8 protein-coding genes are annotated in these 20,145 nt (G+C 62.4%); 4 read left to right on the top strand and 4 right to left on the bottom strand.

Going from position 1 to position 20,145, the window contains the following annotated elements; genetic code table 11:
• The first annotated feature begins 95 nt into the window (after positions 1-95).
• The 4 genes from D8U82_RS02180 (at position 96) to D8U82_RS02165 (ending at position 2,800) form a co-directional block, all read left to right on the top strand.
• The gene (locus D8U82_RS02180; RefSeq protein ID WP_130901568.1) at positions 96-1,775 is read left to right on the top strand and encodes an MFS transporter; all 1,680 of its coding nucleotides are present in this window, start codon (positions 96-98) and stop codon (positions 1,773-1,775) included.
• Positions 1,776-1,882: 107 nt separating this feature from the next.
• Positions 1,883-2,101, top strand: a complete 219-nt coding sequence (locus D8U82_RS02175) for a hypothetical protein (RefSeq protein WP_016774958.1) — start codon at positions 1,883-1,885, stop codon at positions 2,099-2,101.
• Positions 2,102-2,331: 230 nt separating this feature from the next.
• Positions 2,332-2,526, top strand: a complete 195-nt coding sequence (locus D8U82_RS02170; protein WP_016774959.1) for a hypothetical protein — start codon at positions 2,332-2,334, stop codon at positions 2,524-2,526.
• Positions 2,489-2,800 (top strand): type II toxin-antitoxin system RelE/ParE family toxin, encoded by a 312-nt coding sequence (locus D8U82_RS02165; RefSeq protein ID WP_130901567.1) that lies wholly within the window; start codon positions 2,489-2,491, stop codon positions 2,798-2,800. The genes D8U82_RS02170 and D8U82_RS02165 overlap by 38 nt, the downstream gene beginning before the upstream one ends.
• A gap of 46 nt (positions 2,801-2,846) precedes the next feature.
• On the opposite strand, the gene D8U82_RS02160 is transcribed toward D8U82_RS02165, so the two are convergent.
• The 4 genes from D8U82_RS02160 to gspE form a co-directional block, all read right to left on the bottom strand.
• Entirely contained in the window at positions 2,847-15,332 is a 12,486-nt protein-coding gene (locus D8U82_RS02160; protein ID WP_130901566.1) for a filamentous haemagglutinin family protein, read from the bottom strand.
• 174 nt (positions 15,333-15,506) lie between these two features.
• Positions 15,507-16,610 carry a substrate-binding domain-containing protein gene (locus D8U82_RS02155; RefSeq protein ID WP_125927549.1) on the bottom strand — a complete coding sequence of 368 codons (1,104 nt, stop codon included), beginning with the start codon at positions 16,608-16,610 and terminating at the stop codon, positions 15,507-15,509.
• Between the two features lie 437 nt (positions 16,611-17,047).
• Positions 17,048-18,259, bottom strand: coding sequence for a type II secretion system inner membrane protein GspF (gspF, locus tag D8U82_RS02150; RefSeq protein ID WP_130901565.1), 1,212 nt, complete (start codon positions 18,257-18,259; stop codon positions 17,048-17,050).
• The gene (gene gspE / locus D8U82_RS02145; protein WP_122881681.1) at positions 18,259-19,665 is read right to left on the bottom strand and encodes a type II secretion system ATPase GspE; all 1,407 of its coding nucleotides are present in this window, start codon (positions 19,663-19,665) and stop codon (positions 18,259-18,261) included. Before gspE ends, gspF begins: the two co-directional genes overlap by 1 nt.
• Positions 19,666-20,145 lie beyond the last annotated feature (480 nt).

The following is a 20,145-nucleotide window of genomic DNA, read 5'->3' as shown; positions in this document are numbered from 1 at the left end:
GCGACAGCGATGGCGACAGATGCCGACGGGCCAGAGTGCGACAGGCAGTAACGGGGGACTCCGGCCTACAACAATAAGCACGACGGAGAACACCCATGGCCACAATCGACACAGCATCCACCGGCACGCCACCGCGCAGCGGCGGCATCACCAAGGAGGAGCGCAAGGTCATCTTCGCCTCCTCGCTGGGCACGGTTTTCGAGTGGTACGACTTTTACCTCTACGGCTCACTGGCGGCGATCATCGCCAAGCACTTCTTCGCCGGCGTCAACGAAACCACCGCGTTCATCTTTGCCCTGCTGGCCTTTGCCGCCGGGTTTGCGGTGCGGCCGTTCGGCGCCATCGTCTTCGGGCGCCTGGGTGACATGATCGGGCGCAAGCACACGTTTCTGATCACCATCGTGATCATGGGCGTGTCGACGGCAATCGTCGGTTTGCTGCCGGGCTACGCCACTATCGGCGTCGCTGCCCCGGTGATTCTGATCACCCTGCGTCTGCTCCAAGGTCTGGCGCTGGGTGGTGAATACGGCGGCGCGGCAACCTACGTAGCGGAGCACGCACCACGCAACCGGCGTGGCTTTTTCACTTCGTGGATTCAAACCACCGCCACCCTCGGTCTGTTCATGTCGTTGCTGGTGATTCTCGCCTGTCGCACGGCGCTGGGTAACGAGGCGTTCGAAGCGTGGGGCTGGCGGATTCCGTTTCTGCTGTCGATCATTCTGCTGGCCGTGTCGGTGTACATTCGCCTGCAACTGAGCGAGTCGCCGGTATTTCAGAAAATGAAGGACGAAGGCAAGGCCTCGAAAGCGCCGCTGACTGAATCCTTTGCGCGCTGGGACAATCTCAAAGTGGTGATCATGTCGCTGCTCGGCGGCACCGCCGGGCAAGCAGTGGTCTGGTACACCGGGCAGTTCTATGCGCTGTTCTTCCTGTTGCAAACATTGAAGATCGACGCGCAGACCGCCAATCTGCTGATCGCCGGATCGCTGCTGATCGGCACACCGTTCTTCGTGATTTTCGGCAGCCTGTCCGATCGCATCGGGCGCAAGCCGATCATCATGGCCGGCTGCATCCTGGCGGCGCTGACCTACTTTCCGATTTTTACTGCGCTGACCCAGTACGGCAATCCGGACGTGTTCGTCGCCCAGGAAAAAAATCCGGTCAAGGTAATCGCCAATCCTGATCAGTGCTCGTTCCAGTTCGATCCGGTGGGCAAGGCCAGATTCACCAGTTCCTGTGACTTGGCGAAAACGTTACTGGCGAAACGCGCGATCCCTTATGAGAACGTTGCCGCCGAACCGAACACGGTGGCGCAGGTGCGCATCGGTGACCGCGTTGTCGAGAGCTTCGAAGGCAGCGCCCTCACCGCCGCCGACTTCAAGGCCCGCAACGACGCCTTCACCGCCAGCCTCGGCGCAGCGTTGAAAGACGCCGGCTACCCGGAAAAAGCCGATCCGGCGAAAATCAACTACCCGATGATGCTGCTCCTGCTCACCGTGCTGGTGATCTACGTGACCATGGTTTATGGCCCGATCGCCGCGTGGCTGGTCGAACTGTTCCCGACGCGCATCCGCTACACCTCGATGTCGCTGCCCTACCACATCGGTAACGGTTGGTTCGGCGGCTTCCTGCCGACCGTGGCGTTCGCCATGGTCGCCGCCACCGGCGATATCTACTACGGGCTGTGGTACCCGATCGTCATTGCAGTGGCGACGGCGATACTCGGCACGTTCTTCCTGCCGGAAACCAAGGATCGCGACATTCTGAAAGACTGAAAAAGCCGCAGCGCCCTCTCCTGCGGGAGAGGGCACAGCCGCTGAAAAATTTCGAACGTCTGCCGCCGCGCTGTCTCCAATGTGTACACCCACAGGAGGCCAGCGCCATGAACCCCAACGACGACAAAACCCCCAACGCCCCACCCACCGATGCCAGCGGCAAACCGGTGAATGTGGTCGAGCGCGATCTGCAGGACCGCGACAACAACACCGAGGGCGTGGACAAAGTCATCACGCCGTCTTCCACTCGGGTCAAAGAGCAGGAAGCGGAAGAGCTGCAGCGCAAAGTCGACGAGATCGAGCGCAAGGTTGCAGACGGTAACTAAGTGCGGCGTGGCTGTGGCCGCGGCTTTGAGCGGCGGCTGTCAGCCCGATGACCAAAAGCTGATTTCCTACAGAATTGAACTACACAGCTGATCGACTGCACGTGCATCACAAGCGAAGCGTCTGACAGATTTGCATCGTCTGTTTGCGGATGATGTCTCCCTCGTCCCGCCAGTGACGACAACGAGCCACATCCCCCTTAGACTGCTTCATATTGATCATGGAGGTCATGATGAGCGCTGAACTTTCACTTATCGTTTCAGACTTCGAAACCGAAGAAGAGGCTGCGGAATACGACCTTTGGTTTCGTGCGCAGGTTCAGGAAGCACTTGATGATCCGCACCCTGGCATTCCCCATGCCGAAGCAATGGTGTTGCTCGATCAGATGAATGAAGAAAACCGCAGGAAGCGCCGCGCTGCGGGTTAAATGGAGCTACAAGGCTATTCGTCAACTGGCTGACATCATTGATTACATCGATCAGCACAACTCCGTTGCTTCGGTTTCCTTTCAACGTAAAGCCGTTGCCGCAGCGCAGAAACTTTCTTCTATACCCCATGGCTACCGATCCGGTCGGGTGTCTGGCACTCGCGAAATGGTGATTCATCCGAACTATCTGCTGGTTTATCGGGTGAATGGGGAGATCGACATACTCAGGGTGCTTCACGCTCGACAAAAATATCCCCTATCCCCTTCACTCTAAACAAAGGCGGCCAACCGGCCGCCCAAACGTACTGCACGAGAGTCTTTTACAACGTCAGCTGCCCACGCTCCTCCTCGGTCAGCTGCTGCTTCGCCTGTTCATCCAATGCCCCGGCGCCGAGCACCTGCACCGGGCTGTCCGGGTTATAACCGGTCGCCGGCGTGCGACTGGCACCATCGCGCGTTGGTGCCAGTTGCTCGTTGCCGAAGCTGAGCACCTGCACAGTGAACACCGAGGCCTGGTTCTGCCGCGCCGCTGCCTGTTGCTGCCGGGCGACGTCTTCCGCCGCTTGGGTCGCGGAGGATGCTGCCGAACTGGCCGAGGTGATTGCGCCGGTATTCACTGCCGACACCACCGGCACGCCGGTTGCCTTGCCCTGCACCGAAATGTTCGCGGCGTTGACCACCGTCAGCGCGGCGATGTTGACGTTGCCTGACACGCGAATCCCCGCCTCGCCGGCATCGATGGTGCCCAGTGGCGCAATCAGGTCGATGTTGCCCGGTGCCACTTCGGCGATCGGATTGAGCGTGGCGATACCGGCCCCGGTACTCGGCACCGACGGCGACAGCGTGACGTTGCCCCAAATGTCGTAGACACGTTTTGGCGGGGTGTAGACCACGGTGGTTTTCGAGCCGCGACCGGCGTTGATATCGCCCTCGGCGGACCAGCCGAGAATCGAGCCGCCGAAGGTGGTCATGATCCGGCTCTGGCCAAGCAGAATGCTGCCTTGCGAGTACAGCTGGATGTCGCCCGAACCCTGGGTGATGATCCCCGCCGTCGACGGCGGCGCCGCGCCTTCGATGCCGAACACCTGGCCACCGCCCGGTGTGAGCATCTGGATATCGCCGCCAAACAGCGTCTTGACCCCGGCGCCACCGTACATCGTGATATCGCCGTCGTAACGGATCGGATTGCCGGCGACATCAGTGGTCGGGAACAGTGCCGCAATGGCGTTGCGACCGCGCAGGTAACTGCCAGTGCGCGGGCCGTCGGCATCGGTGTATTCCAGGCCACCGGCACGCAATTCGGCGAAGTACACCTGGCGGGCGAAGATCGCCTGTTCGGTACTCGGCAGTGCGGCGAAGAACGCTTGCGCCTGTTCGTCGCTACCCTTGAAGCCATAACCCAGGCTCAGCCAGCTCTGCAGTTCTTCGACGTAGGTCTTGACCACTTTGCCCGGCTGCGCGCTGAGGGCCACCGCTGAATCCGCTACGTTTTGCGGGTTCAGATAACGCGTAATGAACCGTGAGTAATCCGGCCCCTGCGCGCCCGCACCCGCTTGCATCACGATGCTCGCACCGGGGCGCTGATCACCTGCCACGACAGGGCCGAGGCTGGTGATGCTGGCGCGATCCTCCATCAGGATATTGCGCCCGGCATTGACGTCCAGAACACCCGGGCCGGCAATGTCGAAGCTGCTGTAGAGAATGTCTCGCCCGGCCGAAACCCGCGAAATGTCGCGCGCATCGTTATGCACGAACAGATTGCCGGTAGACGCGATCTGTTCGTTATTGCGACTCATGCCCCCAACGGGCGCAAACGTGGGTTGCCCCAAATTGGTACCGGACGCCACGATGTCACGCCCCGCCACCATCCACACCGGGCCTGCCGATTCATACCAGGTGCGCTTCGTGGTCGCGAACGCCAGCGTTTCGCCCGTGCGAATTCCTACCAGGTCACCGGTCAGTGCATAGAAGCGCGCCGGCCCCTGAACACTGCTCAACCCCGAGTAGCTATCGGGACCAAAGGCAAACAGTGGATAGCGCGAATTGGTTTGCGCCAGCACACCATCGCTGCCGGCGTTGGTCGTGATCGGCCGAGCGGACTGGTTGTTGCCGTAGCCATTGAACGCGGGTGCAAACGGTGTGGCGAGCGCCGCCGGGCTGGCCCCTGACTGGTTGATGGCGTAGCCGCCGGCATAGATCGAATCCCCAGCGATCAGTTCAAGCTGCCCCGCGCTGGAAGGTGCCAACAGCAATGACCAGGCCAGAGCCGGCGCCGGGTTGCCTATGCCGTAGGCCGCTGATGGTCCCGCATAAATCGAGCCCTGGCCGGCCACGGCACGCAATATCGAAGGAAAGACGAAGCGGTCATCGGTCGGTGACCCGTTAAGCCCGGCGACGGGGTCCTGCCCGGTGGTTTCCATCAACTGGGTGCTGGGCGTCAGGTTGCCGCCGGCCGAGAACAAATCGATGGCCGTGTGATCGGTCCACAGCGAGAAACCACTCAAACCGCCACCGGCATGGTAAATGCCATCCGCCGTGGTAAACGGTGTGGAGTTCTGCAACCTCACGCGGCCCGGATCGGCGGCGCCACCCAACACCAGATCGCCGCGGGTGTTGAGGCGCATGCCGGAGTCACCGGGAATCAGCACCAGCCCACCACTGGCATTACTGGCCGTCGAGTTGAACGGGTCGAAGGCGCGCGTTTCCCGTGGGTCATGAAACAGCGCCGAGGCGCCGTACTGCAGATTGATACCGCCCAACGCGGCGCCCGTCAGTTGCGCCGCACCGCGCAGGTTGATGAGCGCGCCCTGCAAGTCGTGTGTCGGCGTGCCGGTACCGGCCAGGCCGGCACGTGCCTGCAGAGACGGATTAAGGACACCGCCCAGACGAATATCCAGGTCTCCGCCACCGGTCAGTTGCAGCTTCCCGTCACTGCCCACGCGGCCCGTACTGCCGACAGCTACGATCAACCCCTGACTGCGAGGGTACGACGCATACCTGTCGTCGCCCATGGCCTTGAGCATGCCAGCATCCCCGCCGGCGCTCAGACTGATGTTGCCGCCGCCCAGCGTACCGAACCCGGTAAAGCCTACCAGATAAGGTCTGGTTTCCTCGCCCAGCGCTGGCAATGGCTGCGCAGCGTAGCTGCCGAAATTGATCCACCAGGCAGTCGGTACATCGTTGTTGCCGGTGCCCTGGCGCCAGAGCCAATTGCCCACCGCCACACTCGGCACCTGCTCCCGCGTGCCGTCGCCCGTGGCGACCGAGCGACGGCCAAGCACGTCACCCGACACAGACCCGCCGGCATTGATCGTCAGTTTACCGCCCATCTGCGGATACCAGGCCTGATAGAGGTTGGCACTGCCGCCATCGACCCATTTTTCGTAATCGCTGCCAGCGCTGCCCAATACCGAGCCATCAGCCGACAGCCTTCCGCGGGGCTGGTTATAACGCGCGTCGACGTCTGCCGATTGGGTGCCGGCGGTGTAGACGCCGAAAGGTGAGGCCATGCTGAGGTTACCGGCCGCCATCAAATCCAGGTCGCCGGTGCCAGTACGCAAAACGCTGAACATCTGCGTGTGGGCCTGGGCGCTCTTGCTCGGATTGTTTTCAATACACAGTGCCGGGTCGATGGAGCACCAGAACAATTCGTCATCGTTCATCGGTGTGTAATCCGGCATGCCCATCCAGTTGCCAGGCGCCCACACACTGCGCGCCATGGGCGCGCAAGAACCGGGAGCGATATCACAGAGCACAAGGTATTCCTCGGGAACCGGTTCGTACGGTGTAAAGCCATACTCGTTATCCACCGCCCAGACCAGTTTGCCGGCCACCTCGATCATGCTCACACCATAGTGAGTGTCGGCCATCTGCAAGTTGCCAACGCTGGCCTGAGGTTTCACGCTACGGCTGTCGGCCGCGGTCAGATCGGCCCCTGCCACCATGCGCATCGACCACGACGCACTGCCCGCCGGCAGCATGCTGGCGATCGCCCAGTTACGACCTTGCTGGTTTCCATTGGCAGGACGCAGGTCGAGGAATACCGTGCCATCGGCGAGCTTCACGTTGGTCATGGAGGGGATCAGCGAACCCCGCAACAGCGCCAACGTTCCGTTCAACACAACACCCACCGTTTTATTGTCGGCATCAACCGCACCCGGCAGCGGCACGCCTTTGGGCCAGAGCAGGGCCTGCAGTGCGGTGGCGTTGTTCAAGCGAATACCTGCACCCAAACGACTGCCGGCCGGCAGGGTCACAGCGTTGTCGAGCAACGTACCGGCGGCATACATCAGGTTACCCGCCGCGTCATGCACATCGCCGGCCAGCACCGTTCCAACCTGTAACACGTAAGGTGCGGCCAATGTGCTCTGAACCGGCAACACCGTGCCCGCGGCCAGTGTGGCGGCTTGAATCGGCAGGTCGTAATTCAAGGTGGCGCCAACCGGAAAGAGCGTCCCTTCGGCAAGGCTGACACCACTGCCCGGTACGATCAGGTCACCGCCGAAAGGCTGTATCCCCGGCAACAGTTTCCAGCCAGCGTCGTCCACGGTTTCCGGCGGCGGTGCGAAACCGTCGTTGATGCTGCCGTAGATATCGAGGTTGCCACCGGCACGGATCAACAGGCTGCCCGCTTCCCCGCTGCCATACACCGAGGTCCGGCGAGTGTGCGGGTTGAGGCTGGCGTAACGGTAGCCGGACAAGTCGAGATCGCCCTGCACCACCAGATCGCCGTCAGCGGTTTTGCTGACGATTTCCACCCCCGGGCGCAGATGAAACGCATCGTCATAGGTCGCATTGTTGAGGCCGGCCAGTTTGCGTTGTAGCAGATCACTGTTACCCAGCGCCGTATCGATAAAGCCGCTGCTGTCTGAGTGAATGCGATCCAGGTAGGCTTGATCGATCACTTGATACGGGCGACCGCTGGCCGCCGGATCGGTGCCATCGGCAGCATCACTGTAACTTCGCACGGCATTCAGTCCGATGGAGCGGGCACCTTGAATACTCAACGTACCGCTGGCATCCACCGCAATGTCACCGCCGCCCAGGCGCGGTGCATTGAGCTCCAGCGTCCCACGCAACACGTCATCGCTTTGTCCCGCCTGGTTTCCAGGCACGGCATCGGTGCCGTGACGCAGATCAATCCGTGCACCAGCGGCCAGCGTCAGCACGCCGTCACCTGAATTGAGTTCAACCATGGCGCGGTTCGGTGCGTCGATGATTTTGCCGTAGCTGTCGACGCGCAGTACGCGGCCATGGGCATCGAGCAGCGCGTTGCCTGTCAGGTTCAAACCGTTTTTGCCAGCAAGGCGAATGCTGCCGACCCGTTCACCACTGGCATCGATCACCCCGTCCACGGTCAGGTTGCCGTTGTCCACCGAGACATTGACTTGGCCCGCTTTGAGTTCGTTACCGATACGCAGATCGCCCTGCTTGAACTGGAAGCTTCGACTGCCCACTACCCCGCCGGCATTCAAGCGCAGGTTAAGGCTGGCAAAGGCCTCGCTCAAATCACCCGCCAGGCGCTGGGCGCGAATGTCCACGCCACCGGCCTTGTACGGCACCCACGTACCGCCCGCGTCGTAATAGCCACTGCTGCTGCCGACAATCTGCCCTTGCAGATCAACCTGTCCAGCGTCAGTGGCCAGGGCCACAACGTTCAATTGCCCGGCCTGATTGTTGACGGCGGAAAGATCGATGCGCGAGCCCGCCAACTGTCGAATATTGCCGTTGTTGCTCTGCAACGACACGTCGCCGCCCCAGCTGTATTTCTGCACATCATTGAACGGCAGAACCCGGCCCGCCATGTCCACCTGCGCGCCGCTGCCAAGCAGCAGATCATCCTCGGCATTGACCAGCAGCTTGCCGCTGGCGAGGACGATGCGACTGTCGAGCACAACACTGCGTGCCGTCAGGCTCAGTTGCGCACCGAGGGCATCCGCGGCAGCCGTTGTGGCGCTACCACTCAGATTCAGGTTGTTGCCCGCCTTGAGTTCACTGACCGAGGCGGCCTCGCCGGTCAGCAATGGCGTGCGCAGATTGAGATTGCCGCCGCTGTAGCTGAACCCCTTGACCGCGTCATAAGCCCCTTGGGATTCGTACACCGCCAGACTGCCCTTGTGGTTGGCGGTGATGCGCTCGCTGGCGTTGAGGTTGACGTTGGCAAACCCCAGGGCCAGTCGGTTATTGCGATCCAGGCCATTGGGCTGCGGGTTCGGGCCATAACCCAATTCGATCCGCTGTGCCTGAATATCCAGCGTGCCGTGCCCGTTGCCGGCGCCGTCCTTGACCACCGTACCCGGGGCCTGAGTCGCCCCGTTCCAGATCAGATTGCGGGTGCGGATCGTCGCGACATCGGTGGCAGCGCCCGAGCCGTAGATGGCCGGGCTACCCAACACCAGATTCTGCAAACGGCTCTGGCCGGTCTGCGGATCAATGGTGTCGAGGGTCACGCTGCCGAAAAAGTTGAACGCATCGCGGGCCACCAGACTCAGGGTTTCCAGGGCGGGGGCGCCAGATTGCGTGTCGCCCTGCAACAGGCGATCCAGCACGTTCTGGTTAAGCGTCAGGCCCGCGGGTGTGCGGCCGCTGGCTGCGGCCAGTGCTTGCGAACTGCCGGCATTGACCACACCGACCGAAAGCCCGAGTTGGCGAGTGCCAAAGCGCACGCTTTCGCCCAGTTCGAAGTCTTTGTCAGTGGCGGCGATGATGCTGCCGTTGGAGTACAGCAACGCCGCAGCGGTGCAATCGGCCGTCGGACAGTTGCCGATACGAATGCTCCCGCCCCCGCCTTCGGTGGGCGCAAGCACCGGCGTCCAGCCGTTGGACACCACCAGCAGGCTGGAGCGCCCCGGTTCGTAGACGAAACCGGCTGCGGCATCATACGGGACGTCACCTCGCCCCAAGGTATTGACGCCCGCTCCCGCATCGATGGTGATGCCGCCATTGGCGCTGTTACTGCTCAGCACAACCTCTGGCGCCGAGAGGATCGCGCCCTCGCGCAGACGAATCGCCGAGGTATTGCCGATCACCTTGATCGAGCCGCCCTCCGCACCGTAATACACGGTTGGGGTGCCACCGATGGTCAAACGTCCGGCATTCAAGCGGTTGAGGGTGTCGGCGTACAGCGATACACCGTCGAACCCTGGCGTTCGTGTATGCCCGGCACCGAGAATTTCAAACTCTGCGCCGGTATAACCGCCCTGAACGACCGCCGTACCAATGACCCCGCCGCTGGCAGGTTTGAACAGCACCTGCCCGTTGAAGTCCAGGGCTGAGTCGTGCTCGCCGCCACTGACCATGCGCAGGTGCAGCGTGTTGCCGTCCAGCGGTGTGCGGGCGCGCGGCAGACCGCGGCGGGCAGCATCGTTGAGCACAAATTGGCTGAACCCGGTTTCGTTGTACTGTGAATAGCGCCGCAGCACATCGGCAGACGTCACGATGACCTGGCTGAGCAAACTGTCGCGAATACCGGTGTTGGCAATCGACAGCTGTCCGGCCGTGGTCCAGGAGCCATTGCGCAACTTCAACGCACTGTCCATCGGCCCCGCAATCGCTTGACCATTGATTTCGACCCGGAAGGCGCCCGGTAACAAGGCAAAGGTCGATGGCAACAAGGTGTAGGTGCCGGGTGCCAGTCCGGCAACGCCGGTCCCGAGGGTGATCTGCTGGCCGATACGCGGGTCGACCGCGCCGGCCTCGGCCAGCATCGGCGCATAGCGGCTCTGGTCACCGGCCACGATTGCATACACGGGGTTATTGGCCAGCCCCGGCAAACTGAAGGTGCCATCTGTGGCATTGCGTACCAGCGGATTGAAACGCGCATCGGTGGAGCCACCTCGTCCGGAGACAAAACCGGCACCGCGCAAATCGCCGCCGCCCGAAAGGTCGATCAGCGCCCCGGCCTGCACATTGGTGTATTGCGCATCAAGGATGACCCCGGAGGTCGCTCCGGCAATGCCATTCAACACTACCGACTTGCCGTTGTACCGATAGTCGATACCGTCGGTGGTTCCTCCATAGGGCATGACCAGTCCGGCGGCGCTGACTGAAGTCACGCTGCCCGGCAGAAGGTGAAGTTCACGGGTTTTGACGATGATGTCATCACCCAGGGATATCAGCCCCAAAGGCGCACGAATGACGCCGCCCTGCTCGATCTGTCCCGCACTGAGTGTCAGGCTGCCGAACACCGAGTAAGGCAAAGCGGTCGGCGCCGCCCCGTGATTGCCGATACGCAACGTATGCTCCGGCACCGATCCGGCCATACTTTGATAGCCCACTCGCACCTCAGCCGAGACGCCACTGGCCGGGTAGATCTGCGCAGCCCGCATGTGCATGTCACCCGCAGTCCACAGACGGCTGCGCTGCTGTTCATCGGTTGGCGCGAGGAAGCGCAAGTCGCCCTGGCTGTCGAGCGTGACCAGACCAAAGCCACGGCGGCTGACCGCCAGCGCCGGTGCGGCCGATTGCACGAGCGTCCCTTCGGTGCCGAATGAAAGCGAGTTGCCCACGTCCAGCAGGTTCGCGCTGGCGGTGAATTGCGCGCCGGACAACTGCGCTGTCGGATTGCTCATCACCCGCGGACGCACTTTGACTTCCGAGCTGAAATAGGTGCCCAGCCCTGACAGGCGCAGGTAAGGTGCGCTGAGGTTGACCCGGGCGCTGTCACTCGCCGACTCGGCCAATGAAAGGGAACCGGCGAACAGGCTCAGGCCCTGTCCCATGTGCAGGTCGACATCGCCGTCGAACGTCATCAGACCGTTGCTCAGCAGACTCACGCTGTCGAAGCCACCGCTCATAAGCTGATCGGCACTCAAGCGTGTACGCCCGTAGCGTAAAAGTGGCGAAGCCTCTCCCGCTCGCAGCGGCTGCGGCAGTGCCGGCGCAGGCCCTTGGGCAATGATCAGTTCACGTGGCACGCGCACCGCATTGCTCAAGTTCGCGGGACCGTACGCCGGTGTATCCAGAGCGATCTCCAGACGCCCGCCCGCCGCACCTGCACCGCCAGCATTTGCCTGCAGACTGCCCTCGATGAACAGACCATTGTAGGAACTCAGGGTGATCCGTCCGCCATCGGTGGCCACACGAGCGGGGCCTTGCCCACCGCTATCGAGCACGGCTTGCGCACCGGACGCTTCCAGTCGCGCACCGTTGCGGATGATGACGAAAGCATCGGCAGCGGTCGCCGTGACTTTCTTCACATCAATCTCGCCACCGACAATGATCGAGCCACCCTTGCCAACCTGGCCGTAGACGCGGCCCAGCGCATCGACAGCGGTCGCTGCACGACCGGCGACATCGATCAAGGCATGTTCACCGATCCAGATCGAACGGTTGTGCGGGGTCGGATCGGCCTCTTGCAAGGACGTCGCCACATCAATCGCGCCGAACTGCTGTTGACGGATATCGACAACACCGCCCCAGGCGTTGAGTTCACCATCAAGCGTGATCTGGCCTGCCCCGCGCAAACCGATGCGCTGGCCGGGATCGACGCTGATCCGTGAGCCTTCGCCAATCGACAACGGACTGCTGGCGGGATCAATCAAGCCAGCAAGCGTCGCGCCGGCTTGCAATGCGACAGAAGCGCCGGCCCTTTGCGTCAAGACGCCCTTGAGCGGGTCTTCCTGAAATAGCGCGGGCGTCCATAGCTCCAGCGCAGCGCGCGGCGACATACCGGACACAATGGTCGAGGCGGATTCGCCAAATCGATAGACCGGCATCTGCACATCGATCGCGCTTTGCGCGGCGACCTCCAGCCCCTTCAGACCGATGATGTTGTAGGCGCTGAACCCCGTGCGGAACAGCTCCGGCGTCAGGCGCAAGGTCTGTTCTTCGGCCACTTCGCCGGAAGCGCCGATCCGCACCTTGCTGGCCTGCACGGTCAAGGTGCCGCCGCCGTTCACGCCATAGCCCTGCACCTCGCCATCGAGCACCATGCGCGACAGGCCTGGCGCACTGTTGGCGCTGGATTCAAGCGTCACGTCGCCACCCTTGCCGCCACGCGTCTTGCCGTTGGCCAATACCGCACCGCCCGACGAAACATCGACCAGACTGCCACTGGCCAGCAGAATGTCGCCGGTACTGCGGATCGACACCGTCCCGCCATTGAGGTACGCCAGGCCGCCCGCGTCGTCCGGGTTACTCGACAGGTTGCTCCACAGACCGCGTGTCTGCAGCTGCACACCCTGCGCAACCGTCACTCGCGCTTGCTTGCCTGCTGAAACCTGCAGACTGGTGTCATCACGCCGATCGGTGGCGAGCTGGTTCAAAACGTTGCCCAATTGCAGGCTGCCGCCTTGCGCAATCAGATCGGCATTGACCTGCACGTCAGGGCTGAACAGGGTGATGTTGCCACCGTGATCCACCGTCACGCCTTCATTGACTTCAATCGTGTTTTTCGCCGAGATCTTCAGCGCACCCAGCGCGAAACCATTGAGCAGCCCGGCATCGAGGAACAGTTTGCCTGCGCGTTCTGCCGCGACCGAGTCGGTCAGCCCTGCGTTCGCTACGCTGGCATGCGCGCCCCCCACTTGCACCTGATCGAGCAACGGGGCGAGTTGATAGAGCAGGCCGGCACTGGCAGCGACATAAGCAGCATCGTAACTGCCAACCACCAACTGCCCTCGCTGCGCCCGGGCGGTCTGGGTCTGGGCATAGCCGTCCAGACCTGCCCGCGGTGCCTGGATTTGCCGTTCGCCCTGAAACACCTCACCCAACAGCTGGCCATCCAGCACGGCGTTGCCCGTGGCGATCACCAACTGGCCGGCATCCCGGCCAACGGTGTAACCCGATTCCTGACGACGCGTCGGCGCGATCAGCGGGCTATAGAAATAATCCGTCTGGCCCCAGCGCTCGCTGTGACTTTCGTAACCTTTGTAAAGACCGTTGTAGAGAATATCGCCCGGCGCACGCGACACTTCGTATAACCGCCCGTCCGCACCGCGCAGCCAGCTCTGGCGAATCTCGCCGCCCTGCACATCAAGCGTGCCGCCGGACACATTGATCAGCGAACCTTTTTCGCTGATCACGTCCTTTCCGGAAAACCGCACCTCACCGCCCTGCGCCATCCATTCCCCAACGCCATGGCCCTGAGTGCCGAGGTATCCGCCGACCTCCAACAACCCACCGGCGGTGTACCAGCGGTCGGTGGCGTAACCGTTGGTGCCCGCCGGCACGAATACCAGCTCACGGACATCGACCCAGATGTCGTTACTGTTGAGCGCGCCGTTCTCGCGATTGACCGGCGCATCACGCTGCTCGTTGCCCTGGACGTTGATCTTGATGTTGTTGTTTGCCATCGCCACTTTGACGCCGAGGGCGCCGGACACGTCGATCACCGCCCCCTCGCGCAATAGACTGCGCTGTCCGGCGGCAACTGCCACCTGCCCACCGGTGGCAAGGGTGATCGAGCCGCTTTTGAATTCGACGGTGCCGCCGCTGCCGATGTCGATGCGTGACTGATCGCTGCGGATCCGGTTGTTGGCATTGACGCCGGTCAGCGCCGCCTCGCGCTGGCTGTCCAGGGCGGTGAGATCACTGCTGTCGAGCAGAATCGCACTGACGCCATTTTCGCCCAGGGTCACACGGCCTTGGGCATCGCTGGCCGGATTGAGCAGATGCACGGTGCCGCGCGTCGCCACCGAAGTGCTCGCCAGCAGCACACCGTTTTGCACAACGTCGCGGCCGGTCAGGGTGATGTCGCCGGTGGATGCCTGGATCAGGCCGGTGTTGCTGACCTTGCCCGAGCTGTCAGCCTTGAAACCGGGAATGACCTCACTGCCGAAGGTGGTTGAATAACCATTGCCGTCGGTGCCCGAGCCCTTGCGGATATAGAAACGGTCCCCCGCACCCAGCACCGTCTGACCTTTGGCCGTACTGATCGAGCCGTCGTTGTGCACGTCCTGGCCGAGCAGCAAGGTATAGCCGCCAGCGTCGGTGGACAGCGCAGGTTGATGCGTTTGTATGGCTGCGCCACGCTCCACCAGGACTTTGCCAGCAGCGTCGGTAAAGGTTGGCTGACTGCCAGTGCTGTCGAAATACAGACCCCGATCGCGAAATTGTGCATCGGTCATGTTCGCGGCTGCCGCTACCAGATTTCGCACATTGACCTGGCTGCCACCGCTGAAGACGATGCCGTTGCGGTTGATCAGCATCACCGTGCCGTCCGCTTTGATCTGCCCCTGAATCTGGCTGGCCCGTGCGCTCGGATCGTTGACGCGATTGAGCACCGCCCAGTTGGCCTGCTGGGCAAATTCCACTGTGGTATTGCGGCCGACGTTGAACGTTTCCCAATTGAGAATCGCCTTGTCGGCGGTCTGCTCGATCTTCACCGTGGTCTTGCCGTCGGCCTGGGTCTGTTGCGGGCCTTTGGCGTTCATCCAGCCCTGGCTCAGGCTGTTATCGACCTTCAGGCCGCCCTCGCCCAATCCGTCCGGTACCACTTGCACACTGCCCAATGCGGCGGCACGTCCAGCGGCTTGTGCGGCCTGCTGAGCGGCAATCGCTGCCACGGTGTTATTGAGCGTCTGCAAAGAGCGCTGCAACTGCTGGCTGGCCCGTTGCTGCTGTGCCAGCGGTGGGGTCATCCCCGGCAGACCGCTCCCACCCGGACGCGACGCCGAAGCCTGCTGCGCTGCGCCCTTCGCGGCAAACCAGGTGGAACTGAACGCTGTTGCCGCCTCGGCACTGCCCGCCACCAGACACAAGGCGACGGCTTGCGCCAATGGCTTGAGCAGCCACTGTGCGGGATCGCCCGCGCCACGTTTGATCGGCCGGATACGGTTACTGTGACGGGAGGTGCGAGCAAGCATCACTACAGGTCCTTTTGGGTGGCAGGTCGGATCAGCCCTGCTGTTACGACATAGGCAGTTGGCGAGCCTCACGACCGAACGGATGTCACACAAACTTCATGTTCGAGGAGTAAATCGGCAAAAAAAAACAGCAGCCCGAAGGCTGCTGCCGTTTCATTGCAGTTGAGACAAGGCTTACAAAGGACGACCAATGCCGTTGCAGGCGTTGGCGTTGTTGATGTCCAGGTTATTGCCCGAGGTGTTGGTGATGAAGTTGGCGGTCACAGCGGTTTTCCAGTTGTTGGGAACCGGCGTGAAGCTGTGGGCGACGGTGGCGACGTTGTTGCCCGGGTTGCTGTAGTGGGTGGTCAGGAAGTTGCGCACGGCGGTGGCCACGGCTGCATCTTTGTAGCACTGGCCGAAGATGAAATTGGTGTAAGCCACAATCGGGTAACCGCTTGCCGGGTTAGGCACGACCGGGGCCCAGCCAGCCGGGTTGGCAGGTGCGCTTGGCACCGGTGCAGTGCTCAGCGCCAGCGTCACGTTAGCGTTGGTTGGCTGGACGCCATTGACGCGGGCAACCACAGCGTTGCTGGTGGCGTTCACGCCGTCCGGACCCACATAGCCGATCGAACCGTCCACGGCGTTCACCGCAGTGGCCACATCAGCGGTGTTGGCTACGCCGACCCAAGTCGATGGCAGCGCGGAACCGGCCGGCAGACGAGCGTTGGTGAAGGTGGAGTTGACGGCGAATTTGGTCGGGCAGATCGAGTTCAGGTGACGGCTGAGGATTTCGGTGGTGCCACTGGACACGCTGCGGTAAACCACACGGATCGGCGTGCTGTCGGCGTTACCCAGCAGAGCGCCCCAAGTGGTGGCGGTGCCCGACAGCGCATCGCACAGTTGAGCGCTGGTCAGGTTAAGCGCGGTCTGACCGGATTTTTTGTACGGAATGGCAACCGAAGTGGCCACCGATGGCAGCTGGATCAGCGGGCCGTACGAAGCACCGAAGTTGGTGGTGTAGGTGCTGAGTTCCGAAGCGCTGAGGATCGAGTCGCTGGCGGCGAAATGCACGGTGCCGGTGGTGCTGAACTGGGCGGCATTGTTGGTCAGGAAAGCGCTTTTGCCGACGCCGCTACCGGTCACGGCGTAGCTGAAGTTGGCTGGCAGGATGCTGTTGGCAGAACCTTTGTACAGCGCGGCAGGCAGCGAGGCGCCACCACCGGTTACGGCCATGGCCTGGGCGGAAGCCAGAGCGGCGACGGTCAGTGAGGCGGCGATCAGAGTGCGCTTGAACATGAAGAATCTCCTTTTCAACTTGGTTGGGAACACAGGTTTCGGAAGGCTTGCATGACACCGGGAGGGTCCACCGCAGTGGAGCCGCAGGGAGAAATTCGCAGCTTCCGGTGACAGATAAAGGAAAAAACCTCGGGAGCTGCGGGGAGATTTTTGGGGGGATTTCTCGGGTGTTTGCGGTGGGTTGCGGCGCGTCTGGATCGGGGGTTTGGCTGAATCGGGCTGGAGCCGTTGGCGGGTGGTTGCAGATGACAGAATGGAGAACCCGAGGATGGCGGGATCGGGACTCGGGTGAGGGTCAGGCCGGTGCAAAATATTTGAGTTTTGTGTTGTCGGGACTGGCGCTTTCGCGAGCAGGCTCGCTCCCACGGTTGAAATGCGTTCCCCTGTGGGAGCGAGCCTGCTCGCGAAGAGGCCGGCCCGGCCAACATCAAATTTGGCTACTGCACCAACTGGTTGATCTCAATAATCGGCAACAACACCGCCATCACAATCACCAGCACCACCCCGCCCATCACCACAATCATCAGCGGTTCGAGCAGCGCGGTCATGCCCATCGCGCGCCGTTCGATATCCCGCGATAGCGTCTGCGCCGCACGCTCAAGCATCGGCGGCAGCGAGCCGGTTTTCTCGCCGCTGGCGATCAGGTGAATCAGCACCGGCGGGAAGACATTCTCCACGCGCAGCGCGGCGGCGAGGTTGACACCTTCTCGCACCTTCGCCGTGGCCTCGCTGACGCTCAGGCTCAAGCGGTCGTTGGACAAGGTCTGCCGCGCCGCTTCCAATGCACGCAATAACGGCACGCCGGCGCCGCCGAGAATTGCCAGCGTGGAGGCGAATCGCGCGGTGTTCAATCCCAGGATAAAACGCCCGAACAGCGGCAACTTCAGGACCCGGTGATGCCAGCTCAAGCGCGCCGCCGGATTGCGCAAATACAGACGCCAACTCCAGAACGTCCCGGCCATGAGCGCCGCACACAACCACCCCCAGGCGCGAATGAAATCACTAGCCGTCAGCATCGCCAGCGTCAGCCCCGGCAAATCCTGCCGCGCTTGAGAGAACGCGCTGACCACCTGCGGCACCACATAGCTGAGCAGGAAAATCACAATGCCGATCGACACCAGCCCGACCACGCCCGGATAGATGAACGCGGTAAGAATCTTGCCGCGCAGGTTGTTGCGTTCCTCGATGTAATCGGCCAACCGTTCCATCACCTGGGCGAGATCGCCGGACTCTTCGCCAGCAGCAATCAGCGCGCGGTAAATCTCGGGAAAGTCCCGTGGCCGCGACGCCAGCGATTCCGCCAGACGCATGCCGCTGCGCACATCGGCGCGCACGGCGCTGAGGGTCTGGGCGATGTGCTTTTTCTCGGCCTGCTCGACTGTGGCGCTCAGTGCTGCTTCCAATGGCAGACTGGCACCGAGCAGGCTCGCCAGTTGCCGCGTGGCCCAGGCGAGGTCGTTGTCGGAGAGTCTGGCGCTGAACAAACCGCCGCCACCGTGTCGGGCGACGTTGCTTTCCTCGTGCACCGACAGCGCCGTCAGGCCACGTCCGCGCAAGGCACTGAACGCTGCGCTCTGGCTGTCCGCTTCAAGGTGCCCGGACTCGATTTTCCCGGTGGCATCCGCCGCTTCAAAGCGATAGCGATTCATCAGGCGTCCCGTGTCACGCGAAGGATTTCTTCCGGCGCGGTGGCACCGCTGCGAATCCAGCGCTCACCGTCCTCACGCAGGCTGAACATCCCTGCTTTCGCCGCCGCCGCGCGCAGGGCCTGCTCCCCTGCCCCTTGGTGGATCAGCGTGCGGATGTCGTCGTCGATGCAGAACAATTCGTGGATGCCGGTGCGGCCGCTGTACCCGGTGTGATTGCACGCTGCGCAGCCCACCGGGCGCCAGGTGCCGGGCGTGGCCGGATCTTCCTGTTTGCACTGATTGCACAGGCGCCGCACCAGACGTTGCGCGAGGACGCCGAGCATGGATGACGCGAGCAAGAACGGCTCAACGCCCATATCGATCAGGCGATTGACCGCCGACACCGCGTCGTTGGTGTGCAGCGTCGCCAGCACCAAGTGCCCGGTGAGCGAGGCCTGCACGGCGATTTGCGCGGTCTCGAGATCGCGGATTTCGCCGATCATGATGATGTCCGGATCCTGCCGCAGAATCGCCCGCAGCGCGAGGGCAAAGGTCATGTCGATCTTGGCGTTGACCTGAATCTGGCTGATCCCCGGCAAATCGTATTCCACCGGATCTTCCACGGTAAGGATGTTGCTGGTGCTCGCATCCAGCCGCGCCAGCGCCGCGTAGAGGCTGGTGGTTTTGCCGCTGCCGGTCGGCCCGGTGACCAGCACGATGCCGTGGGGCTGGCGGATCAGGTGGTCGAGCTTGGCCAGCACCTGCGCATCCATGCCCAAGGTTTCCAGATGCAAGCGCCCGGCCTGTTTGTCGAGCAGGCGCATCACCACGCGTTCGCCATGGCCGGTGGGCACCGTTGAAACGCGAATATCGATCGGCCGCCCCGCTACGCGCAAAGCGATGCGACCGTCCTGCGGCAAGCGTTTTTCAGCGATGTCGAGCTGGGCCATGATCTTGATCCGCGACACCAGCGCACCGTGCAACGCCTTGCGCGGCGAGACCACGTCACGCAGGGTGCCGTCGACGCGGTAGCGCACCACCGAATGGGTTTCGAAAGGTTCGATATGAATGTCGCTGGCTTCATCGCGCGCGGCCTGGGTGAGCAAAGCGTTAATCATGCGAATCACCGGCGCGCCGTCCTGGGTGTCGAGCAGGTCGGTGATCTCCGGCATGTCCTGCATCAGCCGATCGAGATCAACCTCGTTTTCCGCAGCACCCACCACCGCCGCCGCACTGCCGGTATCGGCGTAAGCGCTGGCGAGCAAACCGTCGAGCTCGTCATCGCGCACCCGCTCGATCCGCGTCGCACCGAACTGCCGACGCACTTCGCTGATCGACCAGCCGGGCGTTGACGGGCACACCGTCAGCACGCCATCGCGCAAAAGAATGCGCTGCGCCTTGGCCCAGGCGTAAGGCAATGCACTCATCGTCCATCCTCCCCACAATCCACCGTGGCAATGGGAGCCCTTGTGGTAATGAGATCCCTTGTGGCAATGCGATCCCCTGTGGCAATGCGATCCCCTTTGGCAATGCGATCCCCTGTGGCAATGCGATCCCCTGTGGCGAGGGGATTTATCCCCGTTGGGCTGCGCAGCAGACCCAAACCTTGAGAACCGGTTTCTCCAGACAAATCGCGTGTGCCCGGTTTACGACTGCTGCGCAGCCGAGCGGGGATGAATCCCCTCGCCACAATCATCATTCCATTCAAAACCGAGTGCTCCCTTCAATGGGTACCGTGGCAATGAGATCCCCTGTGGCAATGAGAACCCTTGTGGCGAGGGGATTTATCCCCGTTGGGCTGCGAAGCAGACCCAAACCTTGAGAACCGGTTTCTACAGGCAAATCCCGTGTACCGGTTTTACGACTGCTGCGCAGCCGAGCGGGGATGAATCCCCTCGCCACAGTCA

It is taken from the genome of Pseudomonas sp. Sample_23, from assembly GCF_004307595.1.
Taxonomy (GTDB): domain Bacteria; phylum Pseudomonadota; class Gammaproteobacteria; order Pseudomonadales; family Pseudomonadaceae; genus Aquipseudomonas; species Aquipseudomonas atacamensis.
Note: the sequence above shows the minus strand (reverse complement) of the source record. Positions and strands in the feature narration are given on the sequence as shown.

Coding starts and splice junctions, on each gene's coding strand:
- D8U82_RS02160 (WP_130901566.1), bottom strand. CDS start 15,332: ATGCTTGCTCGCACCTCCCGTCACAGTAACCGTATCCGGCCGATCAAA.
- D8U82_RS02165 (WP_130901567.1), top strand. CDS start 2,489: ATGAAGAAAACCGCAGGAAGCGCCGCGCTGCGGGTTAAATGGAGCTAC.
- gspE (WP_122881681.1), bottom strand. CDS start 19,665: ATGAGTGCATTGCCTTACGCCTGGGCCAAGGCGCAGCGCATTCTTTTG.
- D8U82_RS02175 (WP_016774958.1), top strand. CDS start 1,883: ATGAACCCCAACGACGACAAAACCCCCAACGCCCCACCCACCGATGCC.
- D8U82_RS02170 (WP_016774959.1), top strand. CDS start 2,332: ATGAGCGCTGAACTTTCACTTATCGTTTCAGACTTCGAAACCGAAGAA.
- gspF (WP_130901565.1), bottom strand. CDS start 18,259: ATGAATCGCTATCGCTTTGAAGCGGCGGATGCCACCGGGAAAATCGAG.
- D8U82_RS02180 (WP_130901568.1), top strand. CDS start 96: ATGGCCACAATCGACACAGCATCCACCGGCACGCCACCGCGCAGCGGC.
- D8U82_RS02155 (WP_125927549.1), bottom strand. CDS start 16,610: ATGTTCAAGCGCACTCTGATCGCCGCCTCACTGACCGTCGCCGCTCTG.